General features: G+C 69.1%; 19 protein-coding genes and 1 riboswitch. Of the genes, 7 read left to right on the top strand and 12 right to left on the bottom strand.

Going from position 1 to position 21,554, the window contains the following annotated elements; genetic code table 11:
• The first annotated feature begins 10 nt into the window (after positions 1–10).
• Positions 11–355, top strand: a complete 345-nt coding sequence (locus tag BJ988_RS03535; protein ID WP_179656741.1) for a DUF6912 family protein — start codon at positions 11–13, stop codon at positions 353–355.
• Between the two features lie 32 nt (positions 356–387).
• Here BJ988_RS03535 and BJ988_RS03540 read toward each other — a convergent pair whose 3' ends face one another.
• The 3 genes from BJ988_RS03540 to BJ988_RS03550 form a co-directional block, all read right to left on the bottom strand.
• Positions 388–1,968, bottom strand: coding sequence for a lysyl oxidase family protein (locus BJ988_RS03540; RefSeq protein ID WP_179656742.1), 1,581 nt, complete (start codon positions 1,966–1,968; stop codon positions 388–390).
• A gap of 132 nt (positions 1,969–2,100) precedes the next feature.
• Positions 2,101–2,577 carry a DUF2505 domain-containing protein gene (locus tag BJ988_RS03545; protein ID WP_179656743.1) on the bottom strand — a complete coding sequence of 159 codons (477 nt, stop codon included), beginning with the start codon at positions 2,575–2,577 and terminating at the stop codon, positions 2,101–2,103.
• Positions 2,578–2,628: 51 nt separating this feature from the next.
• Positions 2,629–3,102 (bottom strand): DUF2505 domain-containing protein, encoded by a 474-nt coding sequence (locus BJ988_RS03550; protein WP_179656744.1) that lies wholly within the window; start codon positions 3,100–3,102, stop codon positions 2,629–2,631.
• Positions 3,103–3,286: 184 nt separating this feature from the next.
• Between BJ988_RS03550 and BJ988_RS03555 the strand changes: the two genes are divergently transcribed.
• Positions 3,287–7,237, top strand: a complete 3,951-nt coding sequence (locus BJ988_RS03555; protein WP_343051447.1) for an NAD-glutamate dehydrogenase — start codon at positions 3,287–3,289, stop codon at positions 7,235–7,237.
• Here BJ988_RS03555 and BJ988_RS03560 read toward each other — a convergent pair.
• Entirely contained in the window at positions 7,197–9,272 is a 2,076-nt protein-coding gene (locus tag BJ988_RS03560) for an MSCRAMM family protein (RefSeq protein WP_179656746.1), read from the bottom strand. The two genes, BJ988_RS03555 and BJ988_RS03560, sit on opposite strands and share 41 nt — an antisense overlap.
• 291 nt (positions 9,273–9,563) lie before the next feature.
• On the opposite strand from BJ988_RS03560, the gene BJ988_RS03565 reads away from it, so the two are divergent.
• Positions 9,564–10,466, top strand: coding sequence for an HpcH/HpaI aldolase/citrate lyase family protein (locus BJ988_RS03565; protein ID WP_218860576.1), 903 nt, complete (start codon positions 9,564–9,566; stop codon positions 10,464–10,466).
• Between the two features lie 69 nt (positions 10,467–10,535).
• On the top strand, positions 10,536–11,456 hold the full coding sequence (locus BJ988_RS03570; RefSeq protein ID WP_179656747.1) for a methylenetetrahydrofolate reductase: 921 nt from the start codon (positions 10,536–10,538) through the stop codon (positions 11,454–11,456).
• A gap of 158 nt (positions 11,457–11,614) precedes the next feature.
• On the opposite strand, the gene BJ988_RS03575 is transcribed toward BJ988_RS03570, so the two are convergent.
• The 8 genes from BJ988_RS03575 to BJ988_RS03610 all read right to left on the bottom strand — a co-directional run bounded on the left by BJ988_RS03575 (position 11,615) and on the right by BJ988_RS03610 (position 18,340).
• The gene (locus BJ988_RS03575; RefSeq protein ID WP_179656748.1) at positions 11,615–12,415 is read right to left on the bottom strand and encodes a tryptophan 2,3-dioxygenase; all 801 of its coding nucleotides are present in this window, start codon (positions 12,413–12,415) and stop codon (positions 11,615–11,617) included.
• The gene (gene kynU, locus BJ988_RS03580) at positions 12,412–13,671 is read right to left on the bottom strand and encodes a kynureninase (protein ID WP_179656749.1); all 1,260 of its coding nucleotides are present in this window, start codon (positions 13,669–13,671) and stop codon (positions 12,412–12,414) included. The genes BJ988_RS03575 and kynU overlap by 4 nt, the downstream gene beginning before the upstream one ends.
• Positions 13,668–14,300, bottom strand: a complete 633-nt coding sequence (gene kynB / locus BJ988_RS03585) for an arylformamidase (RefSeq protein WP_179656750.1) — start codon at positions 14,298–14,300, stop codon at positions 13,668–13,670. The genes kynU and kynB overlap by 4 nt, the downstream gene beginning before the upstream one ends.
• Positions 14,301–14,334: 34 nt before the next feature.
• Positions 14,335–15,150, bottom strand: a complete 816-nt coding sequence (locus BJ988_RS03590; RefSeq protein WP_179656751.1) for an alpha/beta fold hydrolase — start codon at positions 15,148–15,150, stop codon at positions 14,335–14,337.
• Positions 15,151–15,202: 52 nt separating this feature from the next.
• The gene (locus BJ988_RS03595) at positions 15,203–16,492 is read right to left on the bottom strand and encodes an RNA polymerase sigma factor (RefSeq protein ID WP_179656752.1); all 1,290 of its coding nucleotides are present in this window, start codon (positions 16,490–16,492) and stop codon (positions 15,203–15,205) included.
• Complete coding sequence (locus tag BJ988_RS03600) at positions 16,489–16,848, bottom strand: YciI family protein (protein WP_179656753.1); 360 nt, start codon at positions 16,846–16,848, stop codon at positions 16,489–16,491. Before BJ988_RS03600 ends, BJ988_RS03595 begins: the two co-directional genes overlap by 4 nt.
• A gap of 144 nt (positions 16,849–16,992) precedes the next feature.
• Positions 16,993–17,862, bottom strand: coding sequence for a non-homologous end joining protein Ku (gene ku / locus BJ988_RS03605; protein WP_179656754.1), 870 nt, complete (start codon positions 17,860–17,862; stop codon positions 16,993–16,995).
• 229 nt (positions 17,863–18,091) lie between these two features.
• Entirely contained in the window at positions 18,092–18,340 is a 249-nt protein-coding gene (locus BJ988_RS03610; RefSeq protein WP_179656755.1) for a hypothetical protein, read from the bottom strand.
• Positions 18,341–18,584: 244 nt separating this feature from the next.
• Here BJ988_RS03610 and BJ988_RS03615 point away from each other — a divergent pair, with 244 nt between their 5' ends.
• Genes BJ988_RS03615 through BJ988_RS03625 form a run of 3 tightly spaced genes read left to right on the top strand, consistent with a single transcriptional unit; the run spans position 18,585 to position 21,165 of the window.
• A complete protein-coding gene (locus BJ988_RS03615; RefSeq protein WP_179656756.1) occupies positions 18,585–19,553 on the top strand; it encodes an ATP-dependent DNA ligase in 969 nt (322 codons plus the stop codon).
• Positions 19,553–20,470 (top strand): non-homologous end-joining DNA ligase, encoded by a 918-nt coding sequence (gene ligD, locus BJ988_RS03620; RefSeq protein WP_179656757.1) that lies wholly within the window; start codon positions 19,553–19,555, stop codon positions 20,468–20,470. The genes BJ988_RS03615 and ligD overlap by 1 nt, the downstream gene beginning before the upstream one ends.
• Positions 20,471–20,484: 14 nt before the next feature.
• Positions 20,485–21,165 carry a response regulator transcription factor gene (locus BJ988_RS03625; RefSeq protein WP_179656758.1) on the top strand — a complete coding sequence of 227 codons (681 nt, stop codon included), beginning with the start codon at positions 20,485–20,487 and terminating at the stop codon, positions 21,163–21,165.
• A gap of 213 nt (positions 21,166–21,378) precedes the next feature.
• A riboswitch (cyclic di-AMP (ydaO/yuaA leader) is annotated at positions 21,379–21,553 on the top strand.
• The last annotated feature ends 1 nt before the right edge of the window (position 21,554 follow it).

A 21,554-nucleotide genomic window follows, 5' to 3' on the forward strand; every position in this document is an offset into this window, starting at 1 on the left:
AATCCGAGGCGTGACCCGCATCTACGTACCCGCCACGCTCGAGCTGCTCGCTGACTGGTACGCCAACGGTGAGCTGCCCGGCACCGCCGACGGCTATGCGGCGCCCGACGACAGCGAAGAGGCCGAGTACGCCGCGCTGATGAGCGCTGCCGACGACTCGGCGGCGCTCCTCGCCGGTCCCGGACGCAGGGTCGTGGTCGTCGTCGACGCTCCCGCGGCTCTTGGCGACCAGATCGTCCCGCTCAAGCTCGTCGCGGCGGTCCACGCCGATCTGGCCGACCGGCCCGCCGACGCCGACCCCGACGAGGACCTCGGCTGGTTCGCGACCCAGGAGATCCCGCAGCTCATCGGGTAGATCGGCGCCGGCACCGCAGTCTCAGGCCGAGCTCACCTCTCGTTCCACCACGTCTCGGTGTCGACGCCCTGGTAGGGCGGGACGGTGACGGTGCGGGCGCCGGCCTTGCCGCCGACGATCACGGTGCGATGGCTGACGTTGTTGGACCGGGTGGTCTCGTAGAGGTTGCCGTCCGGGTTGACGGTGACCTTGATCCGGTAGGTGCCGTTCTTGACCTTGGTGAGGTCGAAGGCCTGGGTCTGGGACTGGTCGTAGGTGTCGCCCCAGCCGGACGGCAGGGTCTCCCGCAACCAGAGCGCGGACTTCGAGCCGCAGGCCGACTCCAGACCGGTCTGACCTGGCCGCAGCGTCGCTCCGGGCACGGTCAGGTCCACCGGGTCGGTGGGCACCAGGCACCACGACTGCTTGCCGCTGGTCGAGACGACCTTGTCCTTGGCATCGACCAGCTCGTACTTGGCGAAGTCGAGGAAGTGCCAGTGGTTGTGCTCCGGCGCCTCGTGGAACTCCATGGTGCCGGTCCGCTTCATCCCGACCTGCTTACCGCCGCGGTAGAACATCTGGTAGGCGTCCATCACCGGAGAAGTGCCGCGACGGAAGCCCTCGACGACCATCGGCGCCGGCCCGGCGTTCCACTCGTTGGCGGCGAAGTTGAGGCGATCGGTGCCCTCCTCGTCGACCGCGGTCGAGATCTGCCAGGCGGGCACGGAGACGAGGTCGGGCAGGCTGCTCTTCGCGGGCTTGCCGTGCGACGTACCTCCGGCGCCGCCGCCGAGCGGGAGGCGTCCACGACCGTCCTCGGCGCCTTCCAGCGACTCTCGCGGCACCACGGTGCGAGCGCCCTGGTCCTCATCGGCTCCATGGGCAGAGTGAGTGCTCATCTCGCCCTCGCCGCCCTCGCAGCCGCCCTCGGGGCACCCGTCGACGATGACCAGGTTCTGCTTGGCGCTGCGGCTGGCCTTCGGCAGACCGAGGAAGTCGGCCACAGGCTTGCTGACGCTCAGCGTCATGGTGAGCGCGGTCTCGCCCTTGGTCTCGAACTCGAGGTCGGAGACGGTCGGGACCGCCATGCCCCGCTCGATCCCGTACAGGACGCCCTTGGTGAACCAGTTGCCGCCGCAGAACTCCGGGTAGACCGGGCCGGTCGCGCCGTCGGTCTGCACCCGTTGCCGGTCGTAGCCGCCGGGACACAGCGGCCGGCTCTCGTCGAGGACGACCTTGCCGGCCTTGTTCTTGAGGGTGACCCGAAGGCCGTCCTTGAAGCCCTTCATGCCGTCGACGATCGAGGCCGGCGCGGTCGTGGTGGTGCGCTTCTTGCCCCGGATGACGGTCTTGGTCAGCTTGACCGGCTTGTCGTAGGCCGTGTGACTGGCGCGGAACTCGAAGGCCGCGTCATAGGCGGCCAGCCAGACCGACGGCTCCACGTACGCCACCCCCTCGTAGGACGCCACCTCGACGGTGTCGGCGGCTGCGACGAGCTTGAGCGTGCCCTTTCCGGTAGTGCCGCTCGCGGCACCGGAGTTCGCCGTCACCGTCGTGGTGACGACGAGTGCGGCCGCGACCAGCCCGATGCCGGCCGAGACCAGCTGCCGGGCGCGAGTGCGAGATTTGACCATCGAGTTCCCCCTTGAACGGCCCAGGACCCTCCCGATCCGAGGCGCCGATACGGCCGGCAACGTAGTGCCCGCCGCAATAGGGACGGATGGCTTTCCGGTTCGGTTGCACCAAATCGGTGAGAACCGGTGAGATCAGCGGGAGAGGTACTCCGCGCCGACCGCCTGCTCGAGGTCGAAGGCCCTCAGCATCAGTTGCTCGACGTACTCCTCGAGCTTGGTTCCCACCAGCGGGACGGGCACCTTGATGTTCAGCCGCACGCTCTCGGTGGTGCGCCCGTCGGACTCGGAGAGCGAGATGTTGCCGCGCAGCGTGGCGAGGCCGCCGGGGACGGTGATGTCCACAACGGCGACCGTGTCGGAGGACCATACCTCGTTCTGGTGGACGGTGAGGTCGCCGGTGACGATGGGCTTCGCGAAGGCGGGTACGCCGACGGTCGACTGCACCCGGTCGATCCGGACCTCGCGTGGGGCGCCACCGATGGTCACCCGGCGACGGAGCGCGCCCTGGGCGTCGGCGACCCGCTCGCGGAAGCCAGGATCAGCCAGCATCGCGGAGACGTCGCCCATACGGGCCTCGTAGACGAGCTCGTGCTGAAGGGTCGTCGTCATTGCCGAATCCTTTGGGGCTCTTCTGCGGGTTGGGACGGGGATGAAAGAGGGTCAGCCGGCGAGCCAGCGGGTGCCTACCTCGTGCTCCTTCTCGAGCCCCTTCTTGAAGATCGAGAGGATGAGGTCCTCCAGCTTTCCGCTGACCAGGGGCACATTCACGGTAGCGGTCAGGGTGACCGTCTCGATGGTCCGTGGGCCGTTCTCGGCCAGTCGAACGACGCCGGAGAGCGAGCCGGGCTTGCCGGGCAGGGTGAGCTTGAGGTCGCCAGAGGTGAAGTCGGCCGACCACACCTCGTCCTGGTGAACCTCGATGGTGTCGCCGACGAACTTCTTCGCGAACCCGGGCACCCCGCTGACGGCCTGCTCGTAGCGGATGCTCACCGTCGACCCGGTGACCGCCACGCTCTTGGACCGCGCGTGCTGGGCGTCGCAGACCTGCTCGCGGAACGCCGCGTCGGCGAGCATCCCGGAGACGGCTGCGATCGGGGCATCGTAGACCAGGTCGATCGACAGCTTTTTACTCATAAGTACACATCATGACGCCTAGTCGCCCCAGAGTCATCAGTAGAGCGGCCGAGAGAACCGACACATTCCCCGAGTATGCTCAAGAGGCCGGTTCCGCGAGGGTGCTGTGGGCCTATGACTGGCATCGGCGATTCCTTCGGATCCGACCGCCTATCCGGAGTACTCCCGGGATACCGTGACAGGTGTGTCAACGGAGACGCATATCAAACCTGTCCAAGCTTCGCAGACGGTCCAGCAGTTCCGCCTGCCGAGCACCACCTACTTCCGCCACGTAGCCCCTGAGGAGCTCACCGGTCGCAGCGAGGCTGACCTCGCCGGCGCGGTGGGATCACATCTGGCGCTGGCAGCGAGCCGCCCGCAGGGCACCGCTGCCGTGCGCATCCTCACCCCCACCACTGCTGCAGATGGTTGGTCCGCCGGAGGTCGCAGCGTCGTCGAGATCGTCGTCGACGACATGCCCTACCTCGTGGACTCGGTCAAGACCGAGCTCTACCGCCGCGGTCTCGACATCCATCTCGTCGTCCACCCCGTCATCGACGTCGCCCGTGACGTGACCGGTGCGCTCGAGGGGGTGAACGAAGGAGACATCCGCGAGTCCTGGATGCACATCGAGATCGACCGTCTCGCCCCCGACACGGCCAAGGAGATCGTCGCCGGTCTGGAGGGCGTCCTCGAGGACGTACGCGAGGTCATCGAGGACGAGCCGCGACTGCACCGCCGGCTGGCGGAGATCGCGGCCGGTCTGCGCTACACCCCGCCCAACAGCGTGCCGCGCGAGGAGGCCGCCGAGGCCGCCGAGCTGCTGGCCTGGCTGGCCGAGGACCACTTCCTGCTGACCGGCTACCGCGAGTACCGCCTCGACGGCGACTACCTGCGCGGCCGCTCCGGCACCGGCCTGGGCATCCTGCGCGCCGACCCGCCGCAGGCTCCCGACCACGGCAAGATGCCGCCCAAGGTCGCCGCCCACGCCCGGGACAAGGTCATGCTGGTCCTCGCCAAGGCCAACTCGCGCTCGACCGTCGGGGAGCCCGCCTACCTCGACCATGTCGGCATCAAGATCTTCAACGGCGCCGGTGAGGTGGTCGGTGAGCACCGTTTCCTCGGGCTCTTCACCACGAAGTCGGCTCGGCAGTCGGTGACCCGGATCCCGGTCGTACGCGGCAAGGTCGCCGCGGTCCTCGACCACACCGGCTACGACCCCCGCAGCCACACCGGCAAGGCGATGCTCGACGCGATGGAGACCTACCCGCGCGAAGAGCTCTTCCACGCCTCCGCCGAGGAGCTGACCGCGCTCGCCGAGGCTGCGCTGGGAGCGATCGAGCGCCGCATCCTTCGGGTCGCGGTCCGGCCCGACACGTACGGGCGCTATGTCTCGGTGCTCGTCTCGCTGCCGCGTGACCGCTACAACACCACGGTCCGCGAGCGGTTCTCGAAGGTGCTCCTCGATGTCCTGGGTGGCACCGACCTGGAGTTCACCGTACGCATCAGCGAGTCCACCACGGCCCGGGTGCACTTCGTCGTCCACGGCACCACGGAGTCCCTGGGCAAGGCCCTGGACACCCCCGGGCTGGTCGACAGCCTCGAGTCGCGGCTGCGCAAGGCCGCCCGGAGCTGGCGCGACGACCTGGTCAGCGCGGTCATCGCCCACGCCGGAGAGGATGGGGCGGCCCGGCTCTCGCACGTGCTCGACGCCTTCCCGGAGGCCTACAAGGAGGACTTCGACGCCGACACCGGCGCCGCCGACCTGACTCGCCTGGAGCTGCTCTCGCACCAGGGCGAGGCGGTCGACTTCTCCTTCTACAAGGATCCGGAGAGCCCCGGCGGGTTCCGGGTCAAGATCTACCGCACCGGTGGCCCGCTCTCGCTGTCGCTGATGCTCCCGATCCTGTCCTCCTTCGGCTTCGAGGTCACCGACGAGCGGCCCTATGACCTGGAGGGGGTCGGCACGTCCGGGTCGGAGGAGTGGTTCATCTACGACTTCGGCCTCGCCTACGCCGGCACCCCCGTCGGCACGCCCACCCAGCTGGTCGCAGCGTTGCACCAGGCCTGGTCCGGGCGCAGCGAGGTCGACCGCCTGAACGCGCTCGTCCTTGCCGGTCTCGACCATGGCCAGATCACGGTGCTGCGCGCCTACGGCCGCTACCTGCGCCAGGGCGGCACCCCCAACTCGTTCGCGACGATCGCGGGCGCGCTGGTCGCCAACCCGGGCATCGCCCGGCAGATCGTGGAGCTGTTCGAGACTCGCTTCGACCCCTCGCTCACCACGCGTGTCGAGACGAAGCGGGCCGAGGCGATCATCGAGGCACTCGACGATGTCGCGAGCCTGGACCAGGACCGGATCCTGCGCAGCTACGTCGCCACGATCCTGGCGACGACGCGGACCAACTACTACCGCGGTCGGGACTACCTCGCGTTCAAGTTCGATCCGCAGCAGGTGCCCGACCTGCCGTTGCCGAGACCGGCGTACGAGATCTTCGTCTACTCGCCCAACGTCGAGGGCGTGCACCTGCGCTTCGACGCCGTGGCCCGTGGCGGGCTGCGGTGGAGCGACCGGCGCGACGACTTCCGCACCGAGGTGCTCGGGCTGGCGAAGGCGCAGCAGGTCAAGAACACCGTGATCGTGCCGGGTGGCGCGAAGGGCGGCTTCGTCCCCAAGGGCGTGGCCGGTCCCGACGCCTACGTCACCTTCCTGCGTGGCCTGCTCGACGTCACCGACAACCGGGTGGACGGGGAGATCGTGCCGCCGCCCGACGTGGTGCGTCACGACGCCGACGACTCCTACCTGGTCGTCGCCGCCGACAAGGGCACCGCGACGTTCTCCGACCTGGCCAACTCGGTCGCGGCGGAGTACGACTTCTGGCTCGGCGACGCGTTCGCCTCCGGCGGCTCGGCGGGCTATGACCACAAGGCGATGGGGATCACCTCGCGAGGTGCCTGGGTCTCGGTGCAGCACCACTTCAAGCGGCTCGGCATCGACCCGCAGGTCGACGAGATCACCGCGGTCGGCGTCGGCGACATGTCCGGAGACGTGTTCGGCAACGGCATGCTGCGCTCGGACCGGATCCGGCTCGTGGCTGCATTCGACCACCGGCACATCTTCATCGATCCGACGCCCGACGCGGCGACGGGATTCCGAGAGCGGAAGCGTCTCTTCGAGACGCCCGGGTCGAACTGGGAGTCCTACGACACCTCGCTGATCTCGGCAGGCGGCGGCGTGTGGTCGCGGCAGCTGAAGTGGGTGCCGATCAGTGCCGAGGTGCGCGAGGCGCTCGGTCTCGCGACCGGCGTCAAGCGGCTGACGCCGCAGGAGCTGATCAGCGCGATCCTGCGCGCGCCGGTCGACCTGCTGTGGAACGGCGGGATCGGGACGTACGTCAAGGCCTCTGACGAGAGCCATGACGATGCCGGGGACCACTCCAACGACGGCGTCCGGGTGGATGCCGCCGACCTACGGGTGCGGGTCATCGGCGAGGGCGGCAACCTGGGCATCACCCAGGCCGCGCGCGTCGAGTTCGCCCGCAAGGGTGGGCTGATCAACACCGACGCGATCGACAACTCCGCCGGTGTCGGCACCTCCGACCACGAGGTGAACCTCAAGATCCTGCTGGACCGTGAGGTACGCGCCGGCTCGCTCACCCTCGCCGAGCGTGACGAGCTGCTCGAGGAGATGACCGACGAGGTCGCCGCGCTGGTGCTCGCTCACAACGAGGCTCACAACGTGACCTTGACCCGTGCGGTCGCCTCGGCGCCGCAGCTGCTCGAGACTCACGAGCGTCAGATCGCCGAGTGGGTCACCGACGGTCTCCTCACCCGCGATGTCGAGGGGCTGCCGTCATCGACCGAGGTGGCTCGCCGTCTGGAGGCGGGGGAGGGCCTCACCGCCCCCGAGCTGGCCGTCGTGCTCGCTTGGGCCAAGATCGAGCGGGGCCGCGAGCTGGTCGCTGAGGGCCTTCCCGATCCGGCCACGGATCCGGAGATGACGCAGCGGCTGGTGGCGTACTTCCCGACCGCCATCCGTGAGCGTTTCCCCGAGGCCATCCTGGATCACCCGCTGCGGCGGGAGATCTGGGCGACCTCGGTGGTCAACGAAGAGGTCAACCGTGCCTTCGGGCGCGTTGCCGAGCCGTCACAGTGAGCACTGTTCCGGCGAGCATGAGCGAGATGCCGAGCGCGGCGAACACCCACGACGGGCCGCCGGTCTCGGGTAGCGAGCTCTGAGATGAGATCTCCGTCGGCGGTCCCGGGTTCGGGGCCGCCGACGGATTCTCGTCTCCGCCCGGCGTCGGGACGTCGGTCGGGTCCGGTGTCGGGTCCGGTGTCGGGTCGGGTGTCGGGTCCGGCGTCGGGTCCGGCGTGGGGGTCGGCGTGGGGGTCGGCGTGGGGGTCGGCGTCGGGCTCGGGGAGGCGACCTCATCGACCCGGAAGTCCTGCCCGCCGCGGATCTCGCCGGCCGAGGTGATCGTGACCGTACGCGTCGTCTCGCCGACCACGCGCATGCCGTCGGGCGCGGTGACGGTGATGGTGTAGTCGCCCGGAGGAAGGTCCTCGAGGAGGTAGGCGCCAGCGTCGCCGGTGGTGACAGCGACCGGTCCGTCTGGACCGTCGACCGTGAGGTTGACCCCGGCGACCGGGTCGCCGGACGAGGCGTCGGTGACCTGTCCGGCGATCGTGCCGGGGCGAGTGAGGTCGAAGTCGACGCCGGTCACGTCGCTCGCGGCCACGGTGACCGGCCGCGTGGTGGCGCCGGAGTAGCCCTCGGGCGCGTCGATCTCGGCGGTGTAGTCGCCGGGTGGCACGCCGTCGAGCAGGTAGTTGCCGTCACCGTCTGTGACCGTGGTGATCGGGGCGCCGCCGCCTGCGGGGACCAGGCGCACCTGGACGCCGCCGAGCCCGTTGCCGCCGCCGGTCACGGTGCCCGAGACGCTGGCCAGCTGGTTCACCACGAAGTCTTGGTCGGTGACCGGGCTGTCGGCGATGGTGATGTCGGATCGGGTCGTACCGTCCGGGCCCGCGGTGTAGCCGTCGGGCACCGTCAGAGTCACCGAATAGCCGGTGTCGGTGGCGTTGTCGTCGAAGAGATAGCTGCCGTCCACGCTCGTCGTCGTGGTCGCGGTGGTCCCGTCGGGACGGGTGAGAGTCACGGTCGCGCCCGGGACCGAGGCTCCGGCCGAGTCGCGTACGGTGCCGCTGATGGCCTGCGGGATCACCTGCCGCACCTCGAAGTCGGCGCGGGAGGCGGGATCGTCGTCGTTGCCACGGTTGCTCACGGCCGCCTCGGACTGCCCGACCGTCGCACAGCCCTCGGGCCGGGCGAGCCGGACGGTGTAGCCGTCCTGGGTGGCGAGCTCGCCGAAGGAGTAGGTGCCGTCGGCGGCGGGGCTCGTGGTCGCCAGCGTCTCGCCGTAGGGCGAGACGAGGGTGAGCACGGACTCCTCGACCGGGCAGGACCCGGAGGTGGACACGTCGGTGACGGCGCCGCCGATCGGCCGCGCCCTGCTCACGAACCAGGTCTGGTAGATCGGGAACCCGGCGCGGCGGGTGAAGACGAAGGAGAGACTGGTGATCCGGATGTCGGGCTCGTACCAGCCGCTGGCGCCGTTGGTGTCGGTGGCGGTCGGGTTGCCGGTCAGCGTCGAGGTGGCCGCGTTCCAGATCGGCTGGTCGGTCCCACCGGCGTAGTTGAACGATTCCTGGAACCACGAGGAGATCTCCGCGGCCGGGACGGGGTCGCCGTTCTCGTCGGTCGCCAGGATCTGGACCTGGTCGGAGTCGATGTCACCGAGCACGAACGCCCAGCCGGTGTCGGGCGTGGGGTTCTCGAAGGCGTACGTCGTGATCGATGCGCCGCTCGGGGTGTCCGCCTTCGGTCGCAGGTTGATGTAGGCCGAGCCGCGGCTCGAGCCGTACTTCGCCCCCGGCGGCGTGCTGGCGTCGAGGAAGGTGCTCGCGCCGCTGGGGAGGGCGACGTTGGCGCGGGAGTCGCTGGTCATCTGGGCCTGCGGGAAGCCGGCCGAGCGCTGGGTCATCGTCGTGGAGAAGTCGTTGGACGTCCCGGAGACCGGCGCCCACTCGGCCCATGAGTCGGTCATCGCATGAGCCGGTGCCGGTGAGAGCACCATGAGGGACGCCCCGGCCAGGAGCGCCAGCGCCAAGCAAGCCCGTTTGAACATGGGAGGAATCCTTCTTCGGTGAACAAACGCTGCGTCGGGGGACTTCGGCAGACTATCCGAGCGGCGACGTGTTTTTACGTCCTGAATCGCGCATATGGCTCCCGTTGACGCCGTTGGGCTCCAGGTGGCTGGTCCAGGAGGGCTGTGAGCGTCTCCCGGCTCCAGGGGTCTCGATGTGGGTTACGTCTCAACCAGCTCTGCCCGCAGGCTTCCTACTCGCGAGTCACCGAGACGTTGGTTTACCGTCAAAATCGCGTCCACCCAGGACGCCAGTAGGGAGATAGACGAACGATGAGCACGAGCCAGATCGCCGAGAAGCGCGAGGTGCGCGAAGCCAACCGAGTCGAGGGCCACAACGCCCGGTCCTGGCTCCTGGTCTCCGCGATGCGTACCGAGATCTTCGACGACGCGCAGCTCAGCCGCGCAGACCAGATCATCCTCGACATGGAGGACGCGATCGACACCTCCCTGAAGTCGCAGGCGCGTGAGAACGTGACCGGCTGGCTCAAGGGCGGCGGCCGTGCCTGGGTGCGCATCAACGACTGGACCACCAAGGACTGGAGCGAGGACATCTCGGCGCTGGCCGGGATCGAGACGCTCGCCGGCGTGATGCTCGCGAAGACCGAGTCGCCCGACCAGGTGACGGACACCTTCCAGCGACTGGGCGGCGGGACCCCCGTCATCCCGCTGCTCGAGTCGGCGCTCGGGATCGAGGACGCCGCCACGATCGCCCGCGCACGTGGCGCCTACCGGCTCGCGTTCGGCTCCGGCGACTACCGCCGCGACACCGGCGCGGAGAACGACCCCCTCGCCATGGCCTACCCGCGGACCAAGCTGGTCCTGGCCTCGCGGATCGGCAACCTGTCCGGCCCGATCGACGGCCCGACGGTCGGCAGCAGCCACCCGCTCCTGCGTGAGCAGTCCGCCGACGGCGTCGCGATGGGTATGACCGGCAAGCTCTGCCTCGACATCGAGCAGCCCTCGGTGATCAACGAGTCGTTCAGCCCCACCCCGTCCGACGTGACCTGGGCCCACGAGTTCCTGCACAAGTTCGAGGAGGGCGGCCGCGTGATCCGCGACGGCAGCGACAAGCCGCGCCTGGCTCGTGCCGAGACGATCAAGCGTCGTGCCGAGCTGTTCAAGATCAAGCCGGACACCTACGGCGACCCGGTCTCGGGCCCGAGCGTCTACTGATGCGCCGACTCGGCGCGCTGGGGTGGGACAGACGCGCCGAGCCGGCACTCCTCGGCTAGCGTTGAGGCTGTGGATCTGCAGCAGCGCATCAGTGACCGAGCCGGTGAGATTCTGCTTTTCGCCGTCACCCCACCGAGGGTGACGACGGACCCCGAGAGGGTGCAGCAGATCGCGGAGGTCACGCTCGAGCGCATCCGGCCGCTGGATGTCGACGGACTGATCCTCTACGACATCGACGACGAGTCCGATCGCAACCCCGAGCAACGGCCCTTCCCGTTCGTACGCACCCTCGACCCGGCCGAGTTCCTCGAGCGCAACCTCGCCGATCTCGACGTGCCGGCCGTCGTCTATCGAGCCACCGGGAAATACGACGAGGGGGAGCTGCGGGACTGGGTCAAGACCCAGGACCCGGCCAAGGCGCTGTCGGTCTTCGTCGGTGCCTCCTCGGGTGAGAAGCGGGTCTCGACCAGCCTGCGCCGCGCCCATGAGATCCGGAACGAGACCAACCCCGACCTGCTCCTCGGTGCGGTCGCGATCCCCGAGCGACACACGGCCAAGGGCGACGAGCACCTTCGCCTGATCGCGAAGCAGGAGGCGGGCTGCTCCTACTTCGTGACCCAGGTCGTCTACGACGTCAACGCCGCCAAGAACCTCGTCTCCGACTACCGCTACGAGTGCGAGACCCGCGGGCTGGAGCCGGTGCCGCTCGTGTTCACCTTCTCCGTGTGCGGCTCGATGAAGACCCTGGAGTTTCTCCGCTGGCTCGGCGTGGACGTCCCGCGCTGGATCGAGAACGAGCTGCGCCACGCCGCCGACACCCTCGACGCCTCGCTCGAGCAGGCCGAGGCGACGGCGCTCGAGCTGATGTCGTTCTGCCGTCAGCTCGGCGTGCCGTTCGGCATCAACATCGAGTCCGTCTCGATCCGCAAGGTCGAGATCGAGGCTTCCGTACGCCTCGCCGAGCGGCTCCGGGCGAAGCTTGCCCGCTAGGGCGTGTCTCCCAAATCCACGCCCGCTACGCGACGTTTCGCATCCGATCTGGCTGCGTTGGCGCCGCTCGACAGCCTCCAGGATGCCTTCGCAGCGCCGCCTTGCCAGATCGCTCCGAAACGCCGCTCGCGGCCGCCGTGTCTTTGGGAGACACGCCCTCACAGCCCCGTGCGCATCGCCCACAGCTCGGGGAACAGGATGATGTCGAGCTGCTTGCGCAGGTAGCCGACACCGGAGGTCCCGCCGGTGCCGGGCTTGAAGCCGATGATCCGCTCGACGGTGGTCACGTGCCGGAACCGCCAGACCCGGAAGGCGGTCTCCAGGTCGGTGAGCTCCTCGCCGAGCTCGTAGAGGTCCCAGTGCTTCTCCGGGTCGCGGTAGACATCGCGCCAGGCCGCCTCGACGGCGTCGGACGCCGCGTACTCCTGCTTCCAGTCCCTGGTCAGGTGCGACTCCGGGATGTCGAAGCCTCGCCGGGACAGCAGTCGCAGCGACTCGTCGTAGAGAGATGGCCGCCCGTACGCAGCCAGCACATCCTGCTCGTGCGGCCGGCCCTCGTGCACGCGAAGCGTGTGGACCGCCTTGTTGCCGAGCGCGAACTCGATGCAGCGGTACTGCCACGACTGGAACCCAGAGCCGGTGGCCAGGTAGGGGCGGAACTTGTCGTACTCGGTCGGAGTCAGTGTCGACAGGACGTCCCAGGCGTGCACGAGCTGTTCCATGACCCGGGAGACCCGGGCCAGCCCCTTGAACGCCGGGCGCACCTGGTCGACCGAGATCAGCCGCTGAGCCTCGGTCAGCTCGTGCAGCGCGAGCCGCATCCACAGCTCCATCGCCTGGTGCTGCACGATGAAGAGCATCTCGTGGTGGTCGCCGGAGAGCGGGTTCTGCGCGCCGAGCACCTCCGGCAGGTGGAGATAGTCGGAGTAGTCCATCGGAAGGTCCTGCGTGCTGCTCATGTGACTGCTCCTCGGGTCCAGAAGCGCTCCGCGCGCCATTCGTCGTTGTCCATCACCGCGACCAGGTGGTCGACGGCGTCCCAGATGTCGACGTAGCGCGTGTAGAGCGGGGTGACACCGAAGCGCAGGATGTCCGGGGAGCCGGCTCGGAAGTCCCCGATGACGCCGCGTTCGATGAGCGCCTGCACGATCGCGTACGCCCCTTCGCCTGAGCCGAGGCTCAGCGACAGCTGACTTCCGCGCCGCGCGTCGTCCAGCGGCGACTCGATCACGAACCCGGGGAGCCGGGAGGCGACGAGGTCGGCGAAGTGCCGGGTCAGCGCGAGCGACTTCTCCCGCACCGCTCGCAGACCGCCGTACGCCTCGGCAGCGAGCAGCGTGTCGACGCCGCACTCCAGGGCGGAGATGCCGATGACGGCGGGGGTGCCGGACAGGTAGCGCGAGACCCCTTCCGCCGGCCGGTAGCCGGGCGACATCTCGAACGGCGCCGCGTGCCCCATCCAGCCCGACAGCGGCTGCTCGAAGCGGTCGACGTGGCGCGGGTTGACCCACAGGAACGCCGGCGCGCCGGGGCCGCCGTTGAGGAACTTGTAGCCGCAGCCCACCGCGAAGTCGGCATCAGCACCACGAAGGTCCACCGGCACGGCGCCCGCGGAGTGGCACAGGTCCCAGACCGCGAGCACACCGTGCTCGTGGGCGCGCGCGGTCACCGCGGCCATGTCGTGCAGGTATCCGGTGCGGTAGTTGACCTCGGTGAGCATCAGCACCGCGGCACGGTCGAGCAGGCCCTCGATCTCGTCGGGCGAATCGACCAGCACCAGCTCGTAGCCGCGCTCGCGACACAGCGAGGAGGCGATGTAGAGATCGGTCGGGAAGTTGCTGCGCTCACTGATCACGATCCGCCGCTCAGGTGCGTCGGCCGAGGCGATCGAGAGCGCCGAGGCGAGCGCCTTGTAGACGTTCAGCGAGGTCGAGTCGGCGACCACGACCTCGCCCTCACCTGCGCCGACGATCCGGGCGATCTTGTCGCCGACGCGCTGGGGAAGGGTGATCCAGGAGGCGGTGTTCCAGGACTCGATCAGCCCGCGTCCCCACTCCTGGGTGACCACCTCGGCCACCCGGCCCGCGGTGGCGCGGGGGAGCGCACCGAGCGAGTTGCCGTCGAGGTAGATCGTCTCCTCGGGCAGGTCGAAGAGGTCCCGCAGCGGGGCCAGCGGGTCGGCCTGGTCGAGAGCGACCACGTCGTCGCGGTTCATCCGGCGACCTCCGCGAGCGGCCTGAGCACGGCTCGCACCGGCGCCGCGTCGGCGGTGGTGAGCTTGAGGGGGAGCGCGATCAGCTCGTAGTCACCTGCCGGGACCTCGTCGAGCAGCAGGTTCTCCAGGATGCGTACGTCGTGACGATGGGTCGCGAAGTGCGCCGGCAGGTCCTTGGAGTCGGACGGGTCCAGGCTGGCCGCGTCGGTGCCGACCAGCCTCACCCCGTGCGAGGCGAGCAGGTCGATCAGCGCGGGGTCGAGCGCGCAGAAGTCGTCGTCCCAGGTGGTGGGCTGGGTGGCGTACGTCCGGAACAGCACGCGCGGCGGCAGGTCGGTGACGTCGATGTCATCGACGGTGACCAGCGGCCGCACGTCGGAGACGTCGACCACGCGGCACGGTCCGAGGAACGGCTCCAGCGACATCTCACCGGCCGGGGTGCCACCGTCGGTGAAGTGCAGCGGAGCGTCCGCGTGCGCGCCGACGTGGGCCGAGAGGGTCAGCTCGGCGACGTTGACCGGGCACCCCGGGCCGATCCGGAACGTCCAGTCGACCTCGGTGGCATGGTCACCGGGAAAGACCGGTGACGATGCGTGGACCGGTGGGGAGATGTCCCAGAGCTGCGCCATGGCGCCAGGATAGGCCGCCCCTCGACGGAGCCGTTCAGGCGGTGAGGAACTCGGTCGCGACCGGCGCCAGCGCCTCGGCCTTGACCATGTGGTCCTGCCCGTCGAGGACCACGTAGCGGCCGTCGGGGACCGCCTTGGAGATGGCCTGCTGGGCGTTGGTCATGTAGGTCGGGCTCTTGCTGCCGGCCCCCGAGAGCACCGGCACCGACACGTTCTTGTAGTAGCCGTTCGGCAACGGCCGGCCCTGCTGGAACGGCACACACATGCCCAGGTCGTAGGTCAGCGTGTGCGCAACCGGGGTGAGCTTCTTGAACATCGGGGACAGGCGCATGATCTTGACCGCGACCAGCGGCATGCCGACCACGCGCATGAACAGCTCGATCGCGGCTGCCCGTTTGCCCTTCTCGACGAGCGCTTCGACCTGCTGCGCCAGGTCGGCGTCGTTGGGGCGGTGGGTGTCGTCGAGGATGAGAGGCGCCTCGTAGGCGACGATCTTGTCGATCGGCAGCCCCGCCCGCGCGCCCTCGAGCGCGAGGAAGGCGCCGGAGCTGAGGCCCAGCAGATGGGCGTGACCGCCAGCCGCCTCGATCACGGCGCCGAGGTCGGCGACCTCCTGCTCGACCGCCTCCATGGTGCCCACCTCAGCGGGCTTGGCGATGGTGCTCTCGCCCCGGCCGCGGCGGTCGTAGCGGTAGACGGTGAACCGGTCCGAGAGAGCGTCGGCCAGGTCCTGCGAAGGTCCGAAGCCGCGGTAGCACATCGCCCCGTCGACGAGGACGAGCGCCGGGCCGGTGCCGGCGACGTCGTAGGCGATCGTGGAGCCGTCGGCGGAGGTGGTGGTCTTGGTCATGGCGATCTTCCCTAATCCAGCGGTTGGCGAGCCGGTGAGGCCCGGTTGATGCTTACGCGTCGGACGAGCTGTCGTCGTTTCGACACGCGGCCGCGCGTTTCTGCAGAAGTTCTTGTTCCTCGGCGTTGGCGGTCGCCGCAGCGGCCTCCTCGAACGCCGCCGCGGCCTCGACGTGTCGCCCGGCGCGGTGCAGCAGGTCACCACGTACGCCGGCCGGAAGATGAGATCCCGCGAGCGCACCGTCGGGGATGGCCGCCAGGATCGCCAGCCCCGCGTCGGGCCCGAAGGCACGTCCGTGCGCCACGGCCCGGTTGACCTCGATGACGGCGCCCGGGGCAGCGGCGGCGAGCACGTCGTAGAGGCGCGCCATCTCGGCCCAGTCGGTCTGGTCGGGGGTGCGGGCGCGGCCGTGGCACGCGGCGATCATCGCCTGCACCAGATAGCTCCCGCCTGGCGTGCCGGACGAGGCCAGTGCCTTCGCCCGGTCGACGGCGGCCAGGCCGCGCCGCAGCAGGAGCTGGTCCCACCGGGTCCGGTCCTGGTCCTCGAGCAGCACCGGACTCCCCTCTGCGTCCGCCCGGGCCGCGAGCCGTGAGCCCTGGATCTCCAGCAGCCCCTGCAACGCCTGCGCCTCGGGGTCCCCAGGAGCGAGCGCGGCCAGCATCCGGGCCAGCCGCATCCCCTCCAGGCACAGCTCGGGTCGGGTCCACGACGGCCCGGACGTCGCGGCGTAACCCTCGTTGAAGACCAGGTAGATCGTCTGCATCACCTCGCGCAGACGTGCGGCGCGCTCTTCGCCCACCGGAAGCTCGAACGACGCTCCGCCCTCGGCCAGGGTGCGCTTCGCCCGCGAGATCCGCTGGCCCACGGCCGACTCCTTGGCGAAGTAGGCCCGCGCGATCTCGGCGGTGGTCAGCCCACCCACGAGCCGCAGCGTCAGCACCGTTCGGGAGTCGGGCGCCAGGGCGGGGTGGCAGGAGAGGAACATCAGCCGCAGCACATCGTCCTCGATGTAGTCGACCGCGGCGGCCAGGTCCGGCATCTCACCCTCCTCCAGCTCGTGGCCCACCAGGGCGACCTTGCGGCGCAGCACCTCGTCGCGGCGGAACCCGTCGATCGCGCGCCGCTTCGCGATCGACATCAGCCATGCCCCCGGGTTGCGAGGGATGCCCTCGTGCGGCCACTGCTCCAGCGCCGCGACGAGGGCATCCTGGGCGAGGTCCTCGGCCAGGTCGAGGTCGTGGGTCATTCGCGCCAGACCGGCGAGGAGGCGTACGGACTCGTTGCGCCAGACCGCGACGATCGCTTCCTCGGGGTCCGGACGGAGTGGACCAGAGCTCATTCCGCAGGCGCCGGCGGACCGACCAACGGCCGCATCTCCACGGCCACGTCCTGCCCGGGCCACAGCTCCTCATGGAGCTGGACCATCCGTCGCCCGAGCTCGGCGGCCTCATCGTGAGAGCGGACCTCGAACAGCGAGAACCCGCCAGCGACCTCCTTGGCCTCGGCGAACGGCCCGTCGACGTGGGTGACCTCCCCAGCGGTCAGCCGGATCTCCAGCCCGGGACCGAGCCCGTCGGCGTCGAGCAGGATGCCGTCGGCGTACTGCTGCCTGATCTCGCCCTCCACCGCCTCCATCAGGGCCACCGGGGGCGGCCCGGCGTCGGGGGCCATCTTCACCAGCATCATGTAGCGCATCAGTCTCTCCTTGCGGTTGCGCGACGCTTCCGTCGAGCGTCGTCGCCTACGCGTCGAGCAGAGCCTGCCCTCTTCGACACGACCGCACCAGAAACTTTCTGCGTGTCGCGCCGGGTCGTCTCCGCGCTCCGCGCGGTTACGTCCTCAAGAGGCCTCCGAGGCCTTCTCCTCGCCCTTCTCCTCGCCCTTGTCCTCGTCCTTGTCGGACGACTCTTCCGGGACCTCTTCACCGCGCGACTTCTTCGCGGCGGCGACAGAGCGCTGCAGAGCGGCGAGCAGGTCGACGACCTCGCCGGAGGTCTTGGTGGAGGTGGGGGTCCGCTCGACCTCGCCGCCCTCGATCTTGGCCTTCACCATCTCCTCGATGGCATCGGCGTAGTCGTCGGAGAACTCCTCGGGGTGGAAGTCGCCCGCGAGCGTCTCGACGAGCATGTTGGCCATCTTGATCTCGGAGTCCTTGATCTCGCCCGCCTCGACGTTGAAGTCGGGCACCCGGATCTCGTCGGGCCACATCATCGTCTGCAGCACGATCACGTCGCCGTTGTCCGTCGGCCGCACCCGCAGCGCGGCGACGGTCGTGCGCTGTCGCAGCGCGACGGTCACCAGGGCGACCCGGTCGGCTTCGAGCAGCGCCTGACGCAGCAGCGCGTAGGGCTTGACGCCGGTGTTCTCCGGCTCCAGGTAGTAGCTCTTCTCGAAGAGCATCGGGTCGATCTGGTCCGAGGGCACGAACTTCTCCACCGCGATCTCGCGCGAGGAGGTCGTCGGCAGGTTGGCGAAGTCGTCGTCGGTGAGCACGACCATCTCGCCGTCCTCGGTCTCATAGCCCTTCGCGATCTCGGAGTAGGGCACCTCCTCCCCGTCGACCGAACAGATCCGCTGATAGCGGATCCGGCCGCCGTCGGCCTGGTGCACCTGGCGGAAGGAGACGTCGTGGGACTCCGTCGCCGAGTAGAGCTTCACAGGCACGCTGACCAGCCCGAACGACACCGCGCCTTTCCAGATCGCACGCATAGTGACTCCCCTCCGCAAACGGCAACGACTTGCCCAGTATCTGCCGGATCCCGGATTCTCGGTACCCCTTAACCCCATGCGTCACACGGCGAGCGAAAGCGATGCGCTCGATCAGCCGTCGCAACATCCGTGCAGATGCGTGGTTCTGACGTCTTCGAGCCGAGAACGTGCCGCCACTTCCGCGCACATGTGTGAAGTCGCAGGCTTCTCCGGGACTCGGGCCGTGCGATCACAAGTCGCGGCCGGTCCAGCGGTAGCGGCCGATGAGAAACGCTGCCAAGACCAGGCCGATTGAGCCTGCGAGCCACGCGAGTGCCTCCGGGCGGCGCTCCTCGGGAGTGGTCCAGGAACACATGCCCTCGCTGCGCAGCCCGGTCCCGCACGATGGTGCGTCGAGGGGCATGAGCCCGATGTAGGCAGCGACTGCGGCGGCGATCAGCGCAGCGAAGACGAACAGCACACGCAGGTAGATGGTCATGGGTCTGGGCCCTCTCTTCCCTTCGGGTGCGAAGCGGAATCGGACCCTTCCGCCAACCCGAATCGGGCCGACGGGTCGCTGATCCGCGACCCCGACACTAGGTCTGCACGGTTGAGCGCAGCGGCCGATCACCGGCCGAGGTACCCGATCTGGCGTAGCGCCCAACGACGGACGTGCCCCGGGCGCCATGAAGATCGGCCCAGATCTGCCCGGTGCAGCGACTTCGTAGAGGCAAGATGGACACATGCGTCCCATGCTCGCCACACCTGGCGCCCACGTTCCGCCGGGGGAGGAGTGGATCCACGAGGTCAAGTGGGACGGCATCCGGCTCGTCGGAGAGTCAGAGCAAGGACGTACGCAGACCCGGCTCATCACTCGCAACAGCAACGACGCCACCCCCGCCTGGCCGGAGATCGCGACAGGGCCGGAACGCGACATCGTCGTCGACGGCGAGGTGATCGCGCTCAACGACTCCGGACTGCCCGACTTCCGGGTGCTGATGGACCGCATGCACAACCGCGATGTCCGCCGGGCGGCGAGGTTCGCGGAGCGGATCCCCGCGACGTACATGGTCTTCGACCTTCTCCGTCTGGACGGGCGGCTGCTCATCGAGGAGTCCTGGGCCGAGCGGCGCAAGGTCCTCGAGGCCGTCCATGCCGACGGCGACCTGGGCTCGTGGCAGCTGCCGGCGACCTACGACGACGGGCAGATGCTCCACGAGGTGACGCGGGCGCAGGGGCTGGAGGGCATCGTGTCGAAGCGGCGCGGCAGCCGCTACCGGCCGGGGGAGCGGAGCAAGGACTGGATCAAGCTGGCCCACCGCTATCGGGCGTCGCTGGTGGTCGGCGGCTGGCGGCCCGAGGTGGGCACCGAGGGCGGCACCGAACGTCTCGGCGCCCTCCTCGTCGGACAGCCGACTCCCCAGGGTCTGATCTACCGCGGGCGGGTCGGCAGCGGCATCACCGGCAAACGTGCCCAGCGGCTCGGAGAGCTGCTCCGCGAGACCGGGCGCAGCCCCTTCGCCGGTCCCGACGTCGACCCCGACGGGGGAGTGCCGACGGTGGACGTTCGCGGCACGCACTGGGTCGAGCCCCTCCTCGTCGTGGAGGTGGAGACCCACGGCACCGCCGTCGCGTCGGCGAGCTACAAGGGCCGGCTGCGCCAGCCGAGCTTCATCGGGATCAGGGACGATGTCTCACCGGAGGATCTGTGATGGTCGAACGAGAAGAGGTACGCGTCGAGGTCGACGGCCGGGTGCTGACCCTGACCAGCCTCAGCAAGGTGCTCTATCCCCGCACCGGGATGACGAAGGGCGAGGTGCTCAACTACTACGCCCAGGTGGCGCCGGCGCTGCTGCCGCAGCTCCAGGACCGCGCCGTGACGAGGATCCGCTGGCCGCACGGCATCGGCGACATGTCGTTCTTCGAGAAGAACGCACCGGCCGGCACCCCCAGCTGGGTCCGCACGGTCATCGTTCCGACAACGGGATCCCGAACCGCCGACCACAAAGAGGGAACACTCACCTTTCCGATCCTCGACAGCCTCGCCGCGCTCACCTGGGCGGCCAACCTCTCCGCGCTGGAGCTGCACGTCCATCAGTGGACGGTCGGCGCCGATGACACCCCGGCCGGTGCGAACCGGATCGTGATCGACCTCGACCCCGGCGAACCGGCCGGTCTCCAGGAGTGCTGCGAGGTGGCGCTGCTGGTGCGCGAGGCGCTCGGCGCCCGTGACCTCGCCGCGACGCCGGTGCTCAGCGGCAGCAAGGGCCTGCATCTGTACGCCGCCCTGCCGGAGCCCGTCGAACCGGACGCGGCCACCGCGCTGGCCAAGGAGATCGCCGAGGACCTACAGAAGGCGAACCCGAGCAAGGTGACCGCGACCATGACCAAAAGCCGCAGGTCAGGCAAGGTTTTCCTGGACTGGTCGCAGAACTCCGGCTCGAAGACGACCATCTGTCCCTACTCGCTGAGAGGCAAGGACACCCCGACGGTGGCAGCTCCCGTCACCTGGGACGAGGTCACCGAGGGAGCCTCGGATCCGCTCGGGATCGAGCAACTCGGACCTAACAATGTGATCACGCGCTTATCTGAAAGGGGGGATCTCTTCACAAGCCCTACGGGCCTGTAACTATTGTTCTCTTCATGTCTAACTCCGTGCTCGTCGTAGAAGACCAAGAGGACATCGCCGCTCCGCTGGTGCGCACGCTCCAGCGTGAGGGGTACGACGTCACCTGGGTCGACTCCGGCAAGAAGGCGCTGGAGCTGCTGGCGCCCCCCTACGAGGCCGAGCTCGTGCTGCTCGACCTGGGCCTTCCCGACATGGATGGGCTCGAGGTCTGCAAGGCCGCACGGGACAACGGCTACGAGGGCGGGATCATGATCCTCACCGCTCGTGACGCCGAGATCGACCTGGTGGTCGGGCTCGACGCCGGCGCCGACGACTACCTGGCCAAGCCGTTCGCGCTGGCCGTCCTCCAGGCTCGCGTCCGGGCGCTCCTGCGCCGCTCCGGCCCGGTCGAGCCGGGCGACGACGACGACGCGCTGCGCATCGACGTGGCCGCCCACCGTGTCTACGCCGGCGAGCGCGAGGTGACGTTGACCGGCAAGGAGTTCGCGCTCCTGGCCGTGCTGGCCGCCTCCCGCGACAAGGTCGTCTCCCGGGACCGGTTGATGGCGGAGGTCTGGGACGAGAACTGGTACGGCTCGACGAAGACGCTCGACGTCACCGTCGGACGCCTGCGTCAGAAGCTCGAGGCGGCCGGTGTGCAGGAGAAGGTCGTCGCCGTCCGCGGGGTCGGATTCCGGCTCGAAGCGGCGGAGTGAGGGCCGCTCGGACCCAGCCTCAAACGGCTGTCTGCCGGTGAGATGACTCACAAACGGCGGTAAAATCACGCGTAAACGCGCGGATTCTGCCCCAGATCCGCACATTCCGGATTGGATCCGCTCGAGTTGCCATGTCACCTTGGTTGAGCCGTGCAGAACGCACGACCGGCCCCGGTTCACGCCGAATCCTGTCCCTCCGGAAGCCGGCCCCTACTACTGAACCCCCTTACCCCTCACACTCAGCAGTACGTATGGGACAGGAGCGGGGGACCCAAGATCCACGCGACTAACTCGGACGGTCGCTCGGGGTGAAGCCATCGCAAGATGGCCGGGCAACCTTCTAGCCCGAACCCGACAGCTCACCTCGCAGGCGTGGGAAGGAACTCACG

Origin of the sequence: Nocardioides panzhihuensis, assembly GCF_013408335.1 — a bacterium.
In the GTDB taxonomy this organism is placed as follows: domain Bacteria; phylum Actinomycetota; class Actinomycetes; order Propionibacteriales; family Nocardioidaceae; genus Nocardioides; species Nocardioides panzhihuensis.